A 19,968-nucleotide genomic window follows, 5' to 3' on the forward strand; every position below is an offset into this window, starting at 1 on the left:
CGATAAACATGCCCCCAGGCAAAATAAGACCATTTCATGTTCTTATTTTCCGAGGTCTTGTTTTTTACTCTCTACGTAAACGTTTACTCAACCGCTGTATGATATGGAAAACGCAAAATAGAACGGAAAAGGGCAATTCTAAGGAGATAGACTAGAGGAGGACAGGTTCGTGGACAAAAAATGGTGGAAGGAAAGCGTCGTTTATCAAATTTATCCGCGCAGCTTTATGGACAGCAATGGGGACGGGATCGGCGATTTACAAGGGATCATCTCCAAGCTGGACTATTTGAAGACGCTGGGCGTGGACGTGGTCTGGTTATGCCCGGTGTACGAGTCGCCGAACGATGACAACGGGTACGATATCAGCAATTACCAGTCGATCATGGATTCCTTCGGTACGATGCGGGATTGGGAGGAACTGCTGGACGGACTGCATGCCCGGGGCATGAAATTGATCATGGACCTGGTCGTCAACCACAGCTCGGATGAGCATCGTTGGTTCGTGGAGTCGCGCAAATCGAAGGACAATCCGTACCGCGATTACTATATCTGGCGTCCCGACAAAGAGGGAGAAGCCCCGAACGACTGGGGTTCGTTCTTCAGCGGATCGGCATGGCAATTCGACGAATCCACGGGAGAATATTACCTGCATATGTTCTCCAAGAAGCAGCCGGACCTGAACTGGGAGAATCCGAAGGTGCGCCGCGAAGTGTACGACATGATGACCTGGTGGCTCGATAAAGGGATCGACGGATTCCGGATGGACGTCATCAACATGATTTCCAAGCCGCCGGGGCTGCCGGACAGTGCGGACGGCGGGACCTGCATCAATGGGCCGCGGGTTCACGAGTTCCTGCAGGAAATGAATCGCGAGGTTCTGTCCAAATACGATATTATGACGGTGGGCGAAACGTTGGACGTCACGCCGGAAGATGCGATCCTGTTCGCCGGAACGGACCGGGGCGAGTTAAGCATGGTGTTCCAATTCGAGCTGATGGGTATCGATTCGGGCTCGGACGGCAAATGGTGGGGCAAGCCGTGGACGCTGCCCGATTTCAAACGGATCCTCTCCAAATGGCAGACCGATTTGGAAGGGAAGGCGTGGAACAGCATCTATCTCAACAACCACGACCAGCCGCGCCTGCTGTCCCGATTCGGGAATGACCGCGAGTACCCTAACGTGTCGGCCAAAATGCTGGCCACGCTGCTGCACACGCTGCAAGGCACGCCGTACATCTACCAGGGCGAGGAAATCGGCATGACCAACGTGCGGTTCGAATCGATCGACGAGTATCGCGATATCGAGACGTTGAACATGTACAAGGAATACCTGGAGAAAGGCCGTACGCCGGAGGAAATCATGGAGGCGATTTACGCCAAAGGGCGGGACAACGCTCGTACGCCGATGCAATGGGCGGGCGACCGCCCGCATGCCGGCTTTACGACAGGGACGCCATGGCTTGCGGTTAACCCGAATTACCGGGACATCAACGTGGAGCGCGCGTTAGCGGACGAGAATTCGATTTTTCATTATTACCGCCGGCTTATCCAATTGCGCAAGCAGCATGAAGTGATCGTCTACGGCAGATACGAGCTGCTGAATGCCAACGATGAGCAGGTATATGCTTATACCCGCACGATGGGGCAAGAGCAATTATTGGTCGTCTTGAATTTCTATGACCAGCCGGCCCGTTTTGCCTGGACAACGCCGGAGGCCTCGGCAATGAGCGCCGAGAAGGCCCGGGCGGCAGAGTTGCTCATCGCGAACTATGACGCTGTACCGACCGGCGCGGACGTGCGGAGCCTGGATTTGCGGCCGTACGAGGCGCGCGTGTATAAGCTGACGAACTAACCCCAAAAGAAGAGGACGCCTGAAACTCGAGGCGTCCTTGATTTTTATGTTCATATTTTCACAAGTTGATGTAGTTAATGGTATGACCTGACATATTTCGCGTCGGGTCTTAATCCTAAGCTTTAAAAACGCGAATCTGCTCCTTCAGCTCGTTCATCAGCTGGTTCAGCGATTGGGCTGAAGCCTCGATGCCTTTGATGATCGTGGCCTGTTCCTCCGAGGAGCCGGCCACCGATTGCGCGCTTAATGCCGAATCCTTGGCGGTATTCAGCATATCGCCGACCGAGGCGGCAATCTCTTCGGTGCCTGCGGAGATTTGCTGCGTCGTTGCCGACACGTCTTGGATTTGCGAGGACACGTGATGGATCGACTCGCGAATCTGGCCGAACGTCACGCCAACGTTCTCCATCCGATGGATGCCCTTGTTGATCTCCTCAATGCTGTTCTTCACCGAATCCGCCGCTTGGGACGTGGATCCCTGGATGAACTGGATCAATTCGACGATATGGGCGATCGATTGGCTGGTTTGCTCCGCGAGCTTCTTGACTTCGCCCGCGACAACGGCAAAGCCGCGTCCCTGCTCCCCGGCCCGCGCTGCCTCGATGGAGGCGTTCAGCGACAGAAGCGCCGTTTGGTTCGAGATATCGGAAATGACGTTTACGATCTCTCCGATTTCGTTGGAATGCGCGGTCAGGCGTTCGATATCGGTCGCGGTCTGATTCGCGGTGGATTGGATGTGGGCCATTTGCTCGATGGCCGACTGAATCTGCACGTAGCCGTTCTCGACCTCGCCGGCGGCCTCTTCGGCCCGCTCGGAGACGCTGCCGGAGGCTTCGGCGATTCGCTGAACGCCGACGGCCATTTCTTCGGTCGCCCGCGCCGACTGCTCCGCGCCCATTAACTGCGTTTCGGTGCCGCTGGCGACGCCCTGAATCGCATGCGTAATTTCCCCGGTGGCTTCGGTCGATTGGCGGGCAGCGTTTAGCAGCTCGTCGGAAGCGGTCGCAACCTCGCCGATCGTACGGTTGATCTGCTTCACCATCGTCGCCAGAGAATCGATCATCTGGTTGATGTTACCGCTCATTTGCCCGATTTCGTCCTTCGAATTAACCTTCACCCGGTCGCTTAGCTGTCCGTCTGCAACCTTCTTCATGACCGCGGAGACCGAAAGGATCGGCTTCACGATTCGGCGAGCCAGGAAGTAAGCAACGATGGAAACGAAGATCGCAGCTCCGATCGCGATGAGGATGGAGAGATTCCGCGCATGACTCACTTTCGAGAAAATTTCGCTGGTCGGTACGGTGATGACCATTTTCCAACCGGTACTTGGAACCGTACCAAAGTATGTAATGACCTCTTTCCCGGACTCGTCGCGGTAAGTTACCGTTCCTTTTGGAGTGCCGAGGATCGCTTTCTCCGCCTTTTTGAGCTCGGCGGTCTTCGCGTAATCCTTGATGTTCTTGTTGAACCGTTCCTTGTCCGGGTAGCTATAATACACGCCGGTATTGGAGATCACGTAAGCGTAACCGCTTTGGGCAATCTTGATCCTGCTGCTCATCTGGGACAGCACGTCCGGGGTCACGGAAAAAGCCACCCCGCCCAAAAATTGTCCGCTCTTATCGCTGACAGGAACCATGGCGGAGATAAAATACTTGTCGAGCGCTTCAAGATAGGTCATCTCGGAATAGGCCGGAGTTTTGTTCTTCTTGGCCTCTACGAAATACGGGCTTTTGGAAGAATCCGCGGACATGTAAAGCATGTTCGTGAGCGTGCCGTTTTTGTCGATCACGCTAAAGCCCTCCGACTGTTCGTCGCTTTGCTCAAGCACGTTCAGAATCGGGAAAATCCGATCCGGTGCGAGCGATTTCTGAAACTCTGGATTTTGTTCGACAAGCAGCTCGACGGCTTTGGTCTTGCCGGAAATCCACTCATCGATCTTCGCGATGTTCGAATCAAGCGTGGATTGCATCAGCTCTTCGTTGTCCTGCCTGATCACGTCGGCGAAATAGCTGACGAAAAATACGCTGGCGCCGAGGAGCGGGAGGAGGGAGGTCGCAAGAATAATGATCAACAGTTTCCGTTGAAAAGATCCGGACTTCCCTTGGGACTCGCGTTTCTCTTTCTTGAACTTGAACATAAATTACCCTCCTGAGGCTTGTGAAAATATGACTTAAGTTCATCGTATCACGAAAAAAAGGGGCTATTTGGCACAAAATAGAGAAATATGGGACTCAAATCTCGTCGATTTTTGGATGATAATGACAAATTTCGTTGACTGATGTAGGACGTTGGGTATATATGGATCAAGGGAGCCGGTATAGAAGGAAAACGGTTGTTATTCCGAGGACGCTATGGTACAATAATAATGCTGTTTTTGTATCGTAAATATCAGATTGTGAAATAGATGAAGGATGTTTCTCACTTAGGAGGTGGATTGAATGGAAATTTTGCTCAAAGTATTGCTCGTTATTTTCTCGATCGGCTTGATCGCAGTCGTATTGCTGCAGAAAGGGAAGAGCGCGGGTCTTTCCGGTGCCATCTCCGGGGGTGCTGAACATCTTTTCGGAAAAACGAAAGCGCGCGGCATGGAGCTCGTTCTCGAACGGATCACGGTCGGATTGGCCGTCGGTTTCTTCGTTTTGTCGGTCGTCGTCGCTGTCGTGCTGGACTAACTCATAACATTTAGCCAGAGCAAGCCCTCGTTTCCTTTGGGAGACGGGGGTTTTTTTGCGTGTTTTTTTGAAACAAATTGTAACAATATTGAAAGGAATTTATTAGTAATAAATGTTAGATTATGTAGTATTTTCGTGGCTCGCGAAAGGTAAAAATATTACAATTTTGGTACAGACAATGAGAGGAGGAAGGAAATTGTACAAGCTGGTGGAAACGCTGGAGGAAGGAACCTTGTTTCACTCGATTTGGATGGAGGCCTGGATGGAGAAAGGCTTTGAACCGGAATTTGCCGACAACGTCTTAGGCCGTTGCCTCGTTTATGACGCCGAAGGGTTGCCGGTGGGAACGGTGGAATTCAAGCCCTACGTTCCGCGATCGGACGAGCCTTTGAACGGGCTGGTGCCGTTCGACGATCAACCGGCCATCTTGCTCTCCGGGCCGGGGGAAATCGCCGAGGTCGATAAGGTGGCGCTGCTGAAGAGGCATCGCGGGCGCAACCTGAACCGGTTACTTGCGACCATCGTTTTATTTGCCCGGCAGAACGGGATCCGTCATTATGTTACCCTGCTTGAGCCTACGTTGTTCCGGGCGCTGCGCATCTCCTTCCATGTCCCGATGACCCAGGTCGGGGAACGCCGATTCTATAAAGGAGACGACGTCGTGCCGACCATTATCCATGTTGCCGAATTTTACGAGCATCAGGAACATTACGAGTGGTATATGGACACGCTGAAAAGCCTGGAGCAGGAAACGGTGTTATCTACATAAATCATGCAAAAAGCAAAAGGCTTGCCCGCGGGCAAGCCTTTTATATATCCATTACCCGATGGCGACAGGCTCCTTGGCGGTGTCCGTCGGAACGGAGGTTTCTTCTTGAGCCTGACCCTTCTCCTTTTCCGGTTTTGCCGGCGAAGAAGCAGGTTCCGCCGCTACCGGAGTAGGCTTGGAACTCGCGGCTGGCTTGGCCTCCTGCGCCGTCTCGCCCGCGGCGGTAGCCGACAGCGAGAGAATCAGGGCGTCGAGGTCCTGGTAGTGCTGGACGATCTCATGGATTTTGCCGTCCTGGGCTTCGATGCCTGCCAAGATTTGCTGCGCCGCGCTCATGTTATGCTCGGTGCTTTCGGCCAGCTCCATGATTTCCGCCATAATGCGGCCGTAACGATCCTGCATCTGCCGGACCGACCGATCCACCTCGCCGGATTGCTGGTTGACCGAGCGGGCATTGCCGGACACCTTGTCCACGTAACTTTGGACTTCCCGGGCTTCTTCTTGCCCCGAGTGGATCGCGGTGGAACCCAGCGTAATCTGTTCGGCTACACTGTTGATTTGCCCGATTACGTCCGCCAAGATATCGTTAATCCGCTGGGTCGCTTGCTGCGAGTTCTCCGCGAGCTTGCGAATTTCCGCGGAGACGACGGCAAAACCTTTGCCGTGCTCCCCGGCATGGGCCGCCTCGATGGCGGCATTCATCGCCAGCAGGTTCGTTTGCGCGGAGATGCCGTGGATCGTCTCGACGATTTGGCTGACTTGCTCGTTCTGGTCGCGAAGCTTCTGCATCTGCGCAACCGTGCCGGCAATGACCTGCTGCAGATGCTGGATATGTACGGATAAGGAATTCATTTTCGCGCCGGCGGCCTCGGTATTTTGAAGCATGTCGGTCGACAGCTCCTGAAGCTGGGCCGAGATCTCGGCCGTAACCTCCACGGCTCCGCCCACCTCTTGAACGGATTGGGTCGTTTCCTGCAAACCTAGCGTTTGCCGTTCCAGCGTCGAAGAGACGCTGCCGAAGGTTGTCGTAATCTCCTTGGAGATCGTGCCGGTGACGTTTACGTTCTCCCGCAGCTGCGAGCTTAGGCGGCCCAGTACGTCCAGCGAGGTTTGCAAATTCGCCAGCAGCTCGTCACTGCGGCGCTTGGCCTCTACGGTATCCTGCTGCTTGGCCAAGACGTCCTTCTGCAAGCGTTCGCTGAACCGGGCGGCAAAGGCTAAAGCGACGATCAGGAATCCCAGGAACAGCAGCAAATAACTGAGCGACTCCCGGGGGAATAATTTATCGTGGTAGAAGGGAACGTTGAAGAAATAAACCGTGATCCCCATGCCTAATACGCCCGAGAACAGAATCGGCTTGTAATTCGCATACAACGTCATGATGCCGATGGACACGTAGACAAGCAGATACGTGCTGATGATCGGGTCCGGATCCTGATAGATCAGCAGAAACGTCAGCAGCTGGGTGATCACGGGGATGACGAACATGACGTAACGCGTGCCTTTGTTGGCGTAGGTCATGTAGGTCGCGATGGAGCAGCAGATGCCGCCGACGATGATCAACGTAAACAGCACTTTGCTGTCGACCTGGATCATGATGTCGGTCAGAACGCCGAGGGCGACCATTCCCCAAATGATTTTGACGAATAACTTATTGCGCCGTTGCAGAATGCTATTGTTCTCCATACCTTCTCCCTCTCCTAATTCGTGGAATTCTTCCTTTATATTGTCGGCTGAGTTTTCATAAAAATTAAGCCTTTTTCATGAAATCCATGCGATTTCACGGGAAACCGGGGCGAAAACGGATGCCGATCGCGAATTTCGTGTATACTAAGGGATATACGGGTAGAGGAATATCATGGAAATACCGTGCAAAATAACACCCCGGCACCTGCGGGACAAGCCGGGTTTGAGGTGAAATCATTTGAAATTAATCACGGAAGCAGAGCTGCTCGCTTTTATGCGGGAAACCGCATATAAACCGTTGACGTACCAGGAGCTGGAGGAGCATTTCGGCATCACCGATGCCGGCGATTTCAAAGAGTTCCTGAAGATGCTCAACCGGTTGGAGCAGGAAGGACAAATCATATTAACCCGCACTCATCGTTACGGCGTTCCGGAACGGATGGATTTGGTGCGCGGGCGTTTGCAGGCCCATGCCAAGGGTTTTGCGTTTCTGATCCCGGAGGATCGCGACCACCCGGACGTCTACATCCATGCCAATGATTTGAAAAGCGCGATGAACGGCGACACGGTGCTGGTGCGCGTCAGCTCGAAGAGCGCGGGCGGCGGCAAGCTGGAAGGCGAGGTCGTGCGCATCGTGCACCGCGCCGTCACCCAAGTCGTAGGCGTCTTCCAGAACAACGAATCGTTTGGTTTCGTCATTCCGGACGACAAACGGATCAACAAGGATCTGTTCGTCCCGCGCGAGGGCTTTGGCGGCGCGGTCGACGGCGAGAAGGTCGTGGCCGAAATCGTGGAATACCCGGAAGGGCGGTCTGCGGCCGTTGGCCGGGTCATCGAGATTCTCGGGCACAAGGACGATCCGGGCGTCGATATCCTGTCGATCATCCGCAAGCATCAGCTGCCGGAGGCGTTCCCGGAGGACGTCATGGCGGAGGCGCAGGAAGCGCCGGACGTGATCGATGAGGCGGATATCGTCCGCCAGGGGCGGCGGGACTTGCGCGACAAGGTGATCGTCACGATCGACGGCGAGGACGCGAAGGACCTGGACGACGCCGTGAACGTGGAGCGTTTGCCGAACGGGAATATCAGACTGGGTGTGCATATCGCCGATGTCGGGTATTACGTGCGGGAGAATTCGAAGCTGGATCAGGAAGCGTATAACCGCGGCTGCAGCGTGTATTTGGTAGACCGCGTCATTCCGATGCTGCCGCATCGGCTGTCGAACGGGATTTGCTCCCTGAATCCGAAGGTGGACCGCTTCACGTTGTCCTGCGAAATGGAATTCAACGAGCAGATGAAGGTGGTCAAGCACGATATTTTCACCAGCGTGATCCGTACCAAGGAACGGATGACCTACACGAATGTGCGCAAAGTCCTCCAGGAGGAGGATCCGGAAGTCACGGAACGGTACGCCAACCTGGTCGAAACGTTCCAGCTGATGAAGGAGCTGGCCCTGAAGCTGCGGGGGAACCGGATGCGGCGCGGCGCGGTCGACTTCGATTTCGAGGAGTCGAAGGTGATCGTCGACGAGAGCGGCAAGCCGGTCGACATCGTGAAGCGCGAGCGTTCGATCGCCGAACAGATCATCGAGGAATTCATGCTGGCGGCGAATGAAACGGTGGCGGAGCATTTCCACTGGCTTAAGGTGCCGTTCATCTATCGGATCCACGAGGATCCGGACCAGGAGAAGCTGATGAACTTCATGGCGTTCGTCGCCAACTTCGGCTACGCGGTCAAAGGCGGGAAAGGCAACAAGGTGCATCCGCGCGCGCTGCAAACGCTGCTGGAGGACATCCAGGGCACCAAGGAGCAGACGGTCATCAGCACGATGATGCTGCGCTCGATGAAGCAGGCGAAATACGACGCGGAAAGCACCGGGCACTTCGGGTTGGCGGCGGAGTTCTACACGCACTTCACGTCGCCGATCCGGCGGTATCCCGACCTGGTGATCCACCGGGTCATCCGCGAGGTGATCGAATCCGGCGGGACGTTAAGCGATGCGCGGATGGAGTATTTGGCCAGCCGCATGCAGGACATCGCGCAGCAATCGTCCGAGCGGGAGCGCATCGCCGTGGAGGCGGAGCGCGACACGGAACAGCTGAAGAAAGCGGAGTTCATGCTGGATAAGGTCGGGGAGGAATTCCCCGGCATCATCAGCAGCGTAACGAGCTTCGGCATGTTCATCGAGCTGGAGAACACGGTGGAAGGGCTCATCCGGCTTAGCGCGATGACGGATGATTATTACCATTTCCACGAGCAGCATATGGCGCTGATCGGGGAACGGACGTCGAAGATCTACCGGATCGGCGACGAGGTCAAGATCCGCGTAGCCCGCGTGAACATGGACGACCATACGATCGACTTCGAGATGGTCGACATGAAACCGCGGCAGCGCGGCGAGTTCGGCGGCGGGCGAGGCGCCTTTGACGGCGGCCGGGGCGGCGGTGGCCGCGGCGGCAAGCCGGGCAAAGGCGGCAGCAAGGCCGCCGGCAAAGGCAAGGGCGGCCGCGGCGCAGGCAAGCCCGGCCGGGGTGGAGCGGCGGCGGGGATCTTCGCCGCCGCCGAGGCCGAAGCCGCCGGGGCAGGCGCCCCCGGCGGGAAGCGCGCCAAGCGCGGCGGGGCTGCCAAAGGCAGCGGCGGCGTCGCGCTTGGCGGCGCCGTGGCCCGCGCGGACAGCGGCGCGGGCGAGGGCCCGGGCGCGCCGGCGGACGGCGCGCCGGTGTTCGGCTTCGGCTCCGGCAAGGGAGGCTATGCCTCCGGGACGGTCGCCGTCGCCCGCGATGCCGGTCGCGGGTACCGCACCGGCGAGGGCAAGGCCCCGGGCTCGCGGCGGAAGAAAACGTCCGCGAGCGGGATTTTCGTCGGCGCCCGGGCCGAGGGCGCCGGGGAGGCCGCCACGGGCCGCAAGCGGGGCGGCGGCAAGGGCAAGAAGAAGAAGTAAGCGAGCAACGGGCAGCATGAGAAAAGTCGATCCGGAGAGTTTCGGATCGACTTTTTTTGTTCGATACGCAGCGGTTGTACGAATTTTCACTCCCCCTTAGAGCCTCCTGAGACCTGCCGGAGGGAAAATAACTGCAGGAGTGCAGCTATTTTCGCCGATTGTCGGGTTTATCCCAAAATAGCTGCAAGAGTGCAGTTATTCCCAAGGCAAAAGGCCGATTGTCTCGAAATCACAGAAAATAACTGTATTAACGCAGCTATTTAGCCGTTGAGATCAGGCTGTGAGGAAATAACTGCATCCACGCAGTTATTTCGATGATTTCGTGCAATGCAGATTCAGTTCATGCTTGGCGAGTAAGGCCATTTTTTCCTCCCACTACAGGTTTGCTTGGTTTGAACGGCTATCTCCCTACCGCGACTTCACATCTTCCTCATAGACAAAAGAAAAATAAATAATATACTAAGTATATATATTATGATGAGCGAAGATGGGAGTGGCCTGATTTGAAGAATCTACCCTTATATAAACAGATCCAGGATGATATCAAAGAGCGCATCCAATCCGGGGAACTGAGGCCGGGAGACCGAATTCCGTCGGAGAAGGAACTGGCCGAGGAGTACCATGTCAGCCAAATCACGAGCAAAAATGCCTTGATCGGCCTGGCGGATGAAGGGATCCTCACGCGGCATCAAGGCAAGGGGACTTTCGTCAATGACGAGGTGTGGAGCTATTTGAACGCGTCCGAGGCCGCGCAGCGCACGGATGCGACCCGCAAGGGAACGATCGGCTTGATCATCCCTACACTGCAAACCAAGGTGGAACGACGGATCGTGGACAATATCGAACGGTTTGCCTGGGCGTCCGGCTATCAATTGACGCTCAGTATATCGAGGGAATCGCAGCGAAATGAAAGCGAAGCGATCGAAGCCTTTCATCGCAACGGCGTGAAGGGCATGGTTATCTTTCCGACCGAGGAGGAGAACTACAACGAGGATATTCTTCGCCTGTCGATCGATAAATTCCCACTCGTTCTGATCGACCGTTATTTGAAAGATATTCGGACTTACAGCGTCAGCGCGGATAACGAAAAGGGAACCTTCGACGCCGTCAGCTGCTTGCTGGAACAGGGGCACCGGGAAATCGCCCTGATCTCTCCCGTGATCACGAATACCGTAACCGAAGACCGCGCGGCCGGCTTTGAACGGGCGTTCTATCAGAATCAACTGCCGATCAACAAAAACCAATGGTGTATCCTGAATTTCGACGATATCCATAACGGTAACGGCGAAAAAATAATCCATGAATTTTTCGTTTCGCATCCCGAAATTACGGCGGCGTTCGTCATGAACGCGCAGCTCACGAATTTTGCTTACAATGCGCTGGGTCGTTTGAATAAGAAAGTGCCGGAGGATTTTGCGCTGTTCGGATTCGACGGGCCGGAGCGTCCGGGCGTCCATTTCGTGCAGCAAGATATCGAAACGATGTGCAAGCATACCGTGGAATGTTTGCTGGAGCAGCTGGAAGGTCACTCGAATCCGCGGAGAGTTACGGTTCCCGTAGAATTAATATCATAAAGTATATTATATACTAAATAAAGTATACTAATATCTAAGTGGATATACTAAAATGCAAATGTAAAGCGGTTACAATCCGAAACAGACACACATCATTCCGTAATCGCGACGAATTCAATAGGGAGGTTATGCACGTGAAAACCAATCGCTTGGCAGTCATTGCGGTGCTTTTGGTCATGTCCATGTTGGTAGCGCTTACAGGTTGTGGCTCTAGTAATAATGCCAACTCGGCCAATGCCTCGAAGGAACCGGGTAACCAGAATCAAGGTACTTCAAACGGACAGCAAGTCAACTCGGATGAGAAAGTCGAAATTTCTTTCATGGGTCACGGAGATCCAAACGAGAAGAAGATTTTTGCCTCATTGATCCAATCCTTTGAAGACAAATACCCGAACGTGAAAGTCAATTACACCAGCGTGCCGCCGGCCGAATACAACCAGAAGCTCACGACGCTGGTAGCTTCCGGCAAGGCGCCGGATATCTTCTATCTGTCCGGACCGGCCTTTTTCAAATATGCGGAAGCCGGCACGATTCTCAACATTCAAAGCTACTTGGATAACACGGATCTGTTCAATCAAGACAATGTTTGGAAGCAAGCGCTCGACCGATACCGGTACGACGGTACGAATCTGGGAACGGGAGACTTGTACGGGCTTCCTAAAGACGTTGGCCCCTGGGCGATGGCCTATAACAAAGATCTCTTTGATGAAGCCGGGGCGGAATATCCGTCCGCCGAGCCGGGCGGCTGGACTTGGGACGATTACCTGAAGGCGGCCCAAGCGGTCACGAAGGATACGAACGGCGACGGCAAATCCGATATTTTCGGCGGTGCGGGTTTTCCTTTAGAAGCGGCGGTATGGGGCAACGGCGGACAATACATCGATTATGCGACAGGGAAAATCGCCGTGGATACGCCGGAGTTTGCCGAAGCGATGCAATTCATCGCGGATTTGAACCTGAAATATCACGTCAGCCCTTCCGCGGATGACGAGAAGGCCATGAACAGCTATTCGCGGTTCGTCGCCGGCAAGATCGGCATGTTCCCGCTCGGACCTTGGGACCAACCTGCCTTCTGGGATCTGCCTTTCGGCTGGGATATCGCGCCGTGGCCGGCCAGCCCGAACACGGGAAAAACGTCAACTTGGCTCGGATCGATGGGCTTTGCCCTTTCCAGCAAATCCAAACATCCGCAAGAAGCGTTTAACCTGGCTGCCTTCCTATCGTTGGACCCTGAGGGTCAAAAACAAAACATGGAAATGGGCCAGGCCGTGCCGAACCTGATCGATATGGCGAAAAACGATTACTTAAACAACGGCAAAGCGCCGGAGCACAAGCAGGTCTTCCTTGACATCATCGATTACGGGCATCCGCCGGTGGAATACGGCTCGAAGGATACGCAATGGCTGGATACCTTTAACCAAGAGGCCAGCAAGGTGTGGACCGGCAAGCAAACGGCGGCGGAATGGGCGAAAGAAATTGCGCCTAAGCTGCAGGATTTGTACGACAAAGGGAACAAGTAACGCGGGATAAACACGAACAATGGAAGGTGGAAGCCAGGCGCGTACTGCTTTCACCTTCTCTTAATTCTTTCGCGGGAAGGAAGAAGGGTCATGACAAATAAAATCCCCGGTTTTCGGCGCAAGGAGATCATGTGGGCTTACGGGTTCGTTGCGGTTCCGCTGCTTGGGTTCCTCATTTTCGGCCTTGCTCCGTTAATTGCCTCAGCCGTTTTAAGCTTAACCCAGTGGGACATGGTTTCATCCCCCAAGTTCGTCGGATTCGCCAACTACGTGGATCTGTTTAAGGACGAGAAGGTGGTGAAGTCGCTGTTCAACACGGTGTTCATGCTGATCGGGATTCCGCTCGGCATGGTGCTTTCGCTGCTGCTGGCCATCCTTATGAACCAGAAGATCAAAGGCATCTCGATTTTTCGAACCATCTATTACATTCCGGTGATCTCGCCGATCATCGCGGTCTCCCTCTTGTGGCAATGGATCTTAAACCAAGATTACGGGCTGTTAAATCAGCTGTTATGGAATTCGTTCCATATCACCGGACCGAACTGGCTCGGCGATCCCCTTTGGATCAAGCCGTCTTTGATCTTAATGGGGCTGTGGGGCGGCATCGGGGGCAATATGGTGCTCTATCTGGCCGGATTGCAGTCGATCTCCCGAAGCTACTATGAGGCGGCCGAGGTGGATGGGGCTAACGGGTTTCAAAAATTCGTTCATATCACGTTTCCGCTTCTCTCGAACATTCATTTCTATATCGTGGTGATGGGCGTCATCGGCACGTTCCAAGCGTTCAGCCAGATCTACGTCATGGCCGCGGACGGGGGGCCCGAATTCAGCGCGGCTACGGTGGTCTTCTACATTTACCAGCATGCGTTCGAATATTTCAACATGGGGTACGCCAGCTCGTTGGCCTGGGTGCTTGGCATCATTATCTTCATCTTGACGCTGCTCCAATTCCGTTTGTCCAAACGTTGGATTTACAACGATTAGGAACGCGTTACTTGAGACTTTAGCATTGGAGGCGTGTTTATGCTGCTGAGACGTCGAATCGCCCTTAGCATCAATGTCCTTATCTTATTGTTTGGCTCCATCATCATGTTGGCACCGCTGGCCTGGTCGCTATCGACCTCCCTCAAGGAGAAAAAGAACGTGTTCGACCTTCCGCCGAAATGGATTCCGGATCCCATCACGTTTGCCAACTACAAGGGAGTTTGGGCCGAGGCCCCGATACTCCACGGTTTTCTGAACAGCGCGACGATCGTGGTTTTCGTCTTGACGATCGGTTTATTCGTTTCAACGATGGCGGCGTATGCGTTCGCCAAGGTGGATTTTCCGTTCAAAGAAACGATCTTTATGTGTTTGCTGGGCACGATGATGATTCCGTATTCGGTCATGATGATTCCGCAATTTATCGGGTTCTCTGAGTTGGATTGGGTCGACACGTTGCTTCCGTTAATCGTTCCCGGACTGTTCGGCAATATCGTGGTGGTGTTCTTCCTGCGTCAATTCATGCAGGGCTCGATTCCGACGGAATTGATCGAAGCCGCGAAGCTGGACGGGAGCGGGTTCATTCGCACGTTCATGCAAATTGCCCTGCCGATCGCCAAACCGGCGATTGCCGCTCAAGCTGCGCTGGGATTCATGGGGATCTGGAACGATTTCCTCGGTCCTTTGATTTATTTGCATACGCCGGAGAAGCAGACCATCCAGGTGATGATCGCTTCCCTTCAATCGATGTATATCAGCAATTCCGATTATCCGTTGATCATGTCGGCTTCGGTCATTGCCATGGTTCCCGTCATCCTGGTGTTCTTCTTCTGCCAGAAGTATTTCGTCGAATCGCTCGCGATCAGCGGGTTGAAGGGATAGGATGCGACAATGGACCATCTGCCCGGGAGAAGGAAGAAGTTTACGCTGGCCGCCTTGTGCACGGCCGTCTGCCTAGCGCTAATTCTTGGTTCATGCAGCTCGAACGAAGGGGTGAAGGTGAAATTGTATAGCGATCAGGATCCAACTTATCAAAACCCTTTTACGTTGCCCGAGGAATGGGAGGATTACGGAATCGGCGACCCCTATATTCTTCGCCACGACGGAAAGTATTATCTCTACTGCAGTACGAAGGACTTCCGCGCCGGGATCAAGGGCTGGAGTTCGGAGGACCTGATTCATTGGACGCCCGAAGGCCTGGTGACCGAGGACCCGATCACGACGGGCGCATACGCACCCGAAGTGGTGTATTGGAACGGGTACTTCTATATGTACACCTCACCCGCCGGGAACGGACACTACGTCCTGCGAAGCGATAGCCCGACGGGGCCGTTCGAGGTACAAACGGAGAACTTGGGACTTAGCATCGACGGCTCGGTTTTTATTGACGATAACGGCGCGTGGTACTTCACGCATGCGGGAGACCAGGGCATCGTCATTCATCCGATGACGGATCCCTATACGATCGATATCGGGTCTACGACCAACGCTTATCTGGGCGGGTGGACGGAAGGCTCCACGATCATCAAACGCAACGGCACGTACTATATGACTTATACCGGAAATCATGTATTCAGCAAAGGATATCGGATTAACTATGCCGTTGCCCATGATGACCCGACAAGCGCTTATCAGGTGCCGGACAATAATCCGTTGATCATTCACACTTCTGGTTCGTTCGTCGGTTTGGGCCACAGCTCGAGCTTCGTCGGGCCGGATCTGGATTCCTATTATATGGTGTATCACAATTTGGTCGGCCACTCCGCGGAAGGTCCGCCGGTGCGGCAAATGGATATCGACCGCATCGTGTTCAACGGCGACCGGATGGAAGTGCTTGGGCCGACGAACAGCGCACAGCCGGTTCCGAAGCTGGCGGATTTTCAAAGCCGTTTGGATCAGCCGGAGGCCAAGGCGAATTGGGACGTGGAGACGCTGCCGGATGGCACGAAAAGATGGTTAAGCAAGGTGGAGACGAACGACGGATTTACCGCCGAATACAACCTGAGCCTAGTGCAACCGGTCGATGACGAACAGGCTTATGTGGAGGCGATTTTTTCATATACCGATTCGGAAAATTACTGGTCAACGCGTTTGACGCCGGCGAGCGGTGAGTTGTCTGTGGTGCAGGTTAACGAAGGCCAGGTGGAGCAGGTCGGCAGTCTTCGATTACCGGAAGACTTCGATTTTACGAAACTCCATACGGTGCGCGTGGAAAATGACGGAAGCGCGGTTCGCGTTTATTTCGACCAAATGTTGAAATTTAACCTGCCGGTTCAAGCGACCGTTGCGGGCCGGATCGGGTACGCGGCGTTCCATGCCGATCCTTCGTATTCGTACACGGCGTTCTCCAACGATGTGGGCGGGAGCAGCGACTTTGAAGTCTACAAGCCGATTCCAGGCACGATTGATGCGATCCATTATTTGAAGGAGGCCGAACGCGGCTTTAAGGTGAATCCGGCTGCCGACGCCGGGGAGTTCCGCAAGACGGATGGGGTTTCCATCGGCATGGCGGAGGATCGCAGTTATTTCGTGAAGCTGGAGCAGGAAGGGGATTGGCTGACCTATAAGGTCAACGTGGCCGAGGCCGGAACCTACGGCTTGGCGATGCGCCTCTTGACCTCGGAGGAAGCGGCGACGGTTGAGGTGAGCAGCGGGAACGAGAAGCAAACCTTCAAGATTGCGCCCGATCCCGACCCGGACTGGAAAACGGTCAAGCTGGGAGCCATGAAGCTTCCGGAAGGCTACCATACATTGAAAATCAAACTGCGCAAGGGTCAAGTGACCTTCAGCGCGTTGGATCTCTATGCGTCGGCGAAAGCGCCGAAATCGGGGGCGAATCTGCTAGAAGCGGTGGAGGCCGAGGATATTTACGGTGCCTTCGAAGCCATTGACGGCGGGTTCAGGGGGAGCGGGATCGCGGATGATCGCTTGTTCGTCGGAGATGAGGCTTGGGATGACTATGAGATGTCCGTGCAAGTCGGCATCCCGGAAAATCCGGCCGGGGAAGCTCAGGTTTACGTCCGCACGACGAACGAATCCTACTTCGAGCATCAAGTACAGGACTCGGCGATGGGTTACGCGATCAGCCTTACCGACGGGCAGCTGCAGTTGCTGAAGTTGAATTACGGATCGATTGCCGTCAGCAGCGGACGCGCTACGATGGAACCCGGACAGACCTACTCGCTGCGCGTCGTGTTGGCCGGTTCGCGCATCCAAGTCTATTGGGATGGGGCGGATGAGCCGGTCATCGATTATATGGATCCCGATCCTTATTTCCACGGACGGGTCGGCCTTCGAAGCATCGGTTCGACGTTCAGCTTCAACCAGATGCAAGCGAATGCTGTAAAGAGATAGATAGAGGAAAAGGAGTAAACCCATGACAACCCATATGTATATCAAAGATTATCCCAGACCGCAATTCGTGAGGGAGCATTGGATCAATTTGAATGGAGAGTGGGACTTCCGCTTTGACGATGAGAATATCGGCGAGCGGGAGAACTGGTACGAGAATCTGCGGGCCGATCGAAAGATCCAGGTGCCGTTTACGTACGAAACCAAACTGAGCGGGATCGGAGAGGAAACCTTCCACCCTCAGGTCTGGTACGAGAAGAAGCTAACCCTCCCGGCCGATGCGGCGGGGCAGCGGGCGATTCTCCGCTTTCAGGCCGTCGATTACCGCGCCAAGCTGTGGGTTAACGGCGTTTACGTCGGGCAGCATCAAGGCGGCTACGCCGCGTTCTCTTTTGACATCACGCCGTACGTGACTTTCGGCAGCGAAAATGTGCTGACGGTGAAGGCGGAAGACAGCGAGAGCTGTACGCAGCCCCGCGGGAAGCAACGCTGGCAGAGCGAAAGCTTCGAATGCTTCTATGTGCAATCCACGGGCATTTGGCAAACGGTATGGCTGGAGTTCGTGGACCCTGCGCATCTGGACGCCGTGAAGATCACGCCCGATTTCGATAACCGGTCCGTGGCTTTTGAATACCAAGTCGCGGGCGATTTGGGGGACGGCCAGCTTGAGCTTGAGACCGTCATCTCTTTGAAAGGAAGAATCGTGAAGCAGATGCGCCTGGCCATCGACCGGCCATGGCTTCGGGTCGATGCCGATTTGCTGCATGAAGCGGGAGGGCCCTGGAAATTCAGCGAGTGGTCCCCGCAGCGTCCGAATCTGTACGACGTGGAATTTATTTTGTACCGGGACCAACAGGTGGTCGACCATGTGTTTTCCTATTTCGGGATGCGGAAGATTTCGATCGAGAACGGCAAGGTGCTGCTGAACAATACGCCGATCTACCAAAGATTGATTTTGGATCAGGGGTATTGGCCGGATTCGCATTTGACGCCGCCTTCCGAGGAAGCCATCCTCGAGGACATCGATAAAATCATGGCGATGGGTTATAACGGCGTGCGCAAGCATATGAAGATCGAAGACGCCCGGTTTTTGTACTGGTGCGACGTCAAGGGGCTGCTCGTCTGGTCGGAGATGGCGGCGACGTTCGAATTTAACGATCGGGCCGTCGAGGCGTTCACGAAGGAATGGGTCGAGATCGTCCGCCAGCAATATAACCACCCGAGTATCATCACCTGGGTTCCTTTCAACGAATCCTGGGGCGTGGCCAATATTTTGAACGACCGCAAGCAACAGGAGTTTACGGAGGGGATTTATCACCTGACCAAAGCGATGGATCCTTACCGTCCGGTGATTACGAACGACGGGTGGGAGCACACGGTTTCGGACATTTTGACCCTGCATGACTACGAGGAATCGGGAAGCCGTTTCCTGGAGCGCTACAAGGACATGGAAGCCGTCACCGGCAACCAGATTTCGTTTAATAATTGGAAATATGCCATGGCGAACGGGTACGCCTATCGCGGCCAGCCGATCGTCATCTCGGAGTTCGGCGGGATCGCCTTCCAATCGGAGTCGGGTTGGGGATACGGCAACCAAGTAAGCGGCGAAGAGGCGTTTATCGAACGCTTCGAGAGCATCACGAAAGCAATCAAGTCGATCGAGGAGATCTGCGGCTACTGTTATACGCAAATTACCGACGTGCAGCAGGAGGTTAACGGCCTGTTGACGGAGACTCGCGAGCCCAAGGTGCCGCTGGAGACGATCCGACGGATTAATCTGGCATAGCGAAAAAAATCAGCCCCCGGAGTAATGGCTCCGGGGGCTGGTTGTTTTTTAGGCATCGGCTAACGTGGGGGTGGGCTCTTCCAGCTGCGCCAGGCGTTTCAGCAGTTTTTTCAGCATGACGGAGGCCTTGACCTGAAGGGGCAGGCTGTCGGCGACGTGCAGCTCGTAGGCCCCGCTCAAGATGGCCTGCTTCAGCTCGGCGACGGAATCGCAGGGGCGATGCAGCTCGTTATACAAGCTGCCGTATTGCAGACACTGATGGGTGTCGCTCCCGGCAGTCACCGGCTTACCGAGCTCGGCGGCGAAGCGTTCGACGTTGGCGCGATTCACTTCGTTGCCGTATTCGTACATATCTTTGGCGTTCAGGTCAAAAGCGTCCAGCCGCCGCAGTTGCTCCGCCTCCAGATGATGGAGCGGGGTGGAGACGCGGAACGGATGCGCGCCGATTTTGAGCAGGGGGTAGTTCTCGGCTAACGTCATCAGCTCGTCGAAGGGGATAAAGGAGCCTTTTTCCGTATAGTTGTCCAGCGCGTGGCGAACCTCCAGAATCTGCTCCTTGCGCCCGATCAGCAGAATATGGCCGGTTTCGCGGATATCCACCTCCATGCCGGGGAAGATCCGGAGGCCGTCCGCCTCGTAATATTCGCCATTGAAGGGGTACAGGCGATCGAGGTTGTCGTAGACCTCATGGAAGTTGCGCGTATTAAAATGCTCCGTCAAAGCGAGGGCATTCAGCCCGTTCGCCTTGGCTTCGGCAATCATTTCCTCGTAATAGGCCGGCGAGAAATCGGTGGCCTTGGATAATTTGGCGTGGGTGTGCAGGTCGATGCGCATCG

The 19,968-nt window shown here is 54.9% G+C and carries 13 protein-coding genes; 10 read left to right on the plus strand and 3 right to left on the minus strand.

The window, feature by feature from the left end:
- Positions 1–169 precede the first annotated feature (169 nt).
- On the plus strand, positions 170–1,852 hold the full coding sequence (locus tag MJ257_RS02225) for a glycoside hydrolase family 13 protein (protein WP_240267706.1): 1,683 nt from the start codon (positions 170–172) through the stop codon (positions 1,850–1,852).
- A 115-nt stretch (positions 1,853–1,967) separates the two neighbouring features.
- Here the strand turns inward: MJ257_RS02225 and MJ257_RS02230 are convergent, their stop codons facing one another.
- Positions 1,968–3,989 carry a methyl-accepting chemotaxis protein gene (locus tag MJ257_RS02230; protein ID WP_240267707.1) on the minus strand — a complete coding sequence of 674 codons (2,022 nt, stop codon included), beginning with the start codon at positions 3,987–3,989 and terminating at the stop codon, positions 1,968–1,970.
- Between the two features lie 301 nt (positions 3,990–4,290).
- Here MJ257_RS02230 and secG point away from each other — a divergent pair, with 301 nt between their 5' ends.
- The gene (gene secG, locus MJ257_RS02235; RefSeq protein WP_240267708.1) at positions 4,291–4,524 is read left to right on the plus strand and encodes a preprotein translocase subunit SecG; all 234 of its coding nucleotides are present in this window, start codon (positions 4,291–4,293) and stop codon (positions 4,522–4,524) included.
- Between the two features lie 196 nt (positions 4,525–4,720).
- Positions 4,721–5,293 (plus strand): GNAT family N-acetyltransferase, encoded by a 573-nt coding sequence (locus MJ257_RS02240; protein WP_240267709.1) that lies wholly within the window; start codon positions 4,721–4,723, stop codon positions 5,291–5,293.
- A gap of 51 nt (positions 5,294–5,344) precedes the next feature.
- On the opposite strand, the gene MJ257_RS02245 is transcribed toward MJ257_RS02240, so the two are convergent.
- Positions 5,345–6,979 (minus strand): methyl-accepting chemotaxis protein, encoded by a 1,635-nt coding sequence (locus MJ257_RS02245; protein ID WP_240267710.1) that lies wholly within the window; start codon positions 6,977–6,979, stop codon positions 5,345–5,347.
- A gap of 274 nt (positions 6,980–7,253) precedes the next feature.
- Here MJ257_RS02245 and rnr point away from each other — a divergent pair, with 274 nt between their 5' ends.
- The 7 genes from rnr to MJ257_RS02280 all read left to right on the plus strand — a co-directional run bounded on the left by rnr (position 7,254) and on the right by MJ257_RS02280 (position 19,132).
- On the plus strand, positions 7,254–9,920 hold the full coding sequence (rnr, locus tag MJ257_RS02250) for a ribonuclease R (RefSeq protein WP_240267804.1): 2,667 nt from the start codon (positions 7,254–7,256) through the stop codon (positions 9,918–9,920).
- Between the two features lie 503 nt (positions 9,921–10,423).
- Positions 10,424–11,494, plus strand: coding sequence for a GntR family transcriptional regulator (locus MJ257_RS02255; protein ID WP_240267711.1), 1,071 nt, complete (start codon positions 10,424–10,426; stop codon positions 11,492–11,494).
- 128 nt (positions 11,495–11,622) lie between these two features.
- Complete coding sequence (locus MJ257_RS02260) at positions 11,623–13,014, plus strand: ABC transporter substrate-binding protein (protein ID WP_240267712.1); 1,392 nt, start codon at positions 11,623–11,625, stop codon at positions 13,012–13,014.
- A gap of 90 nt (positions 13,015–13,104) precedes the next feature.
- Positions 13,105–13,998, plus strand: coding sequence for a carbohydrate ABC transporter permease (locus MJ257_RS02265; RefSeq protein ID WP_240267713.1), 894 nt, complete (start codon positions 13,105–13,107; stop codon positions 13,996–13,998).
- Positions 13,999–14,037: 39 nt separating this feature from the next.
- Entirely contained in the window at positions 14,038–14,877 is an 840-nt protein-coding gene (locus MJ257_RS02270; protein WP_240267714.1) for a carbohydrate ABC transporter permease, read from the plus strand.
- A 9-nt stretch (positions 14,878–14,886) separates the two neighbouring features.
- Complete coding sequence (locus tag MJ257_RS02275) at positions 14,887–17,349, plus strand: family 43 glycosylhydrolase (RefSeq protein ID WP_240267715.1); 2,463 nt, start codon at positions 14,887–14,889, stop codon at positions 17,347–17,349.
- A 22-nt stretch (positions 17,350–17,371) separates the two neighbouring features.
- Positions 17,372–19,132 (plus strand): sugar-binding domain-containing protein, encoded by a 1,761-nt coding sequence (locus MJ257_RS02280; protein ID WP_240267716.1) that lies wholly within the window; start codon positions 17,372–17,374, stop codon positions 19,130–19,132.
- A gap of 48 nt (positions 19,133–19,180) precedes the next feature.
- Here MJ257_RS02280 and MJ257_RS02285 read toward each other — a convergent pair whose 3' ends face one another.
- On the minus strand, positions 19,181–19,966 hold the full coding sequence (locus MJ257_RS02285) for a PHP domain-containing protein (protein ID WP_240267717.1): 786 nt from the start codon (positions 19,964–19,966) through the stop codon (positions 19,181–19,183).
- Positions 19,967–19,968 lie beyond the last annotated feature (2 nt).

The organism is Paenibacillus timonensis (genome assembly GCF_022427145.1).
Lineage (GTDB): Bacteria > Bacillota > Bacilli > Paenibacillales > Paenibacillaceae > Fontibacillus > Fontibacillus timonensis.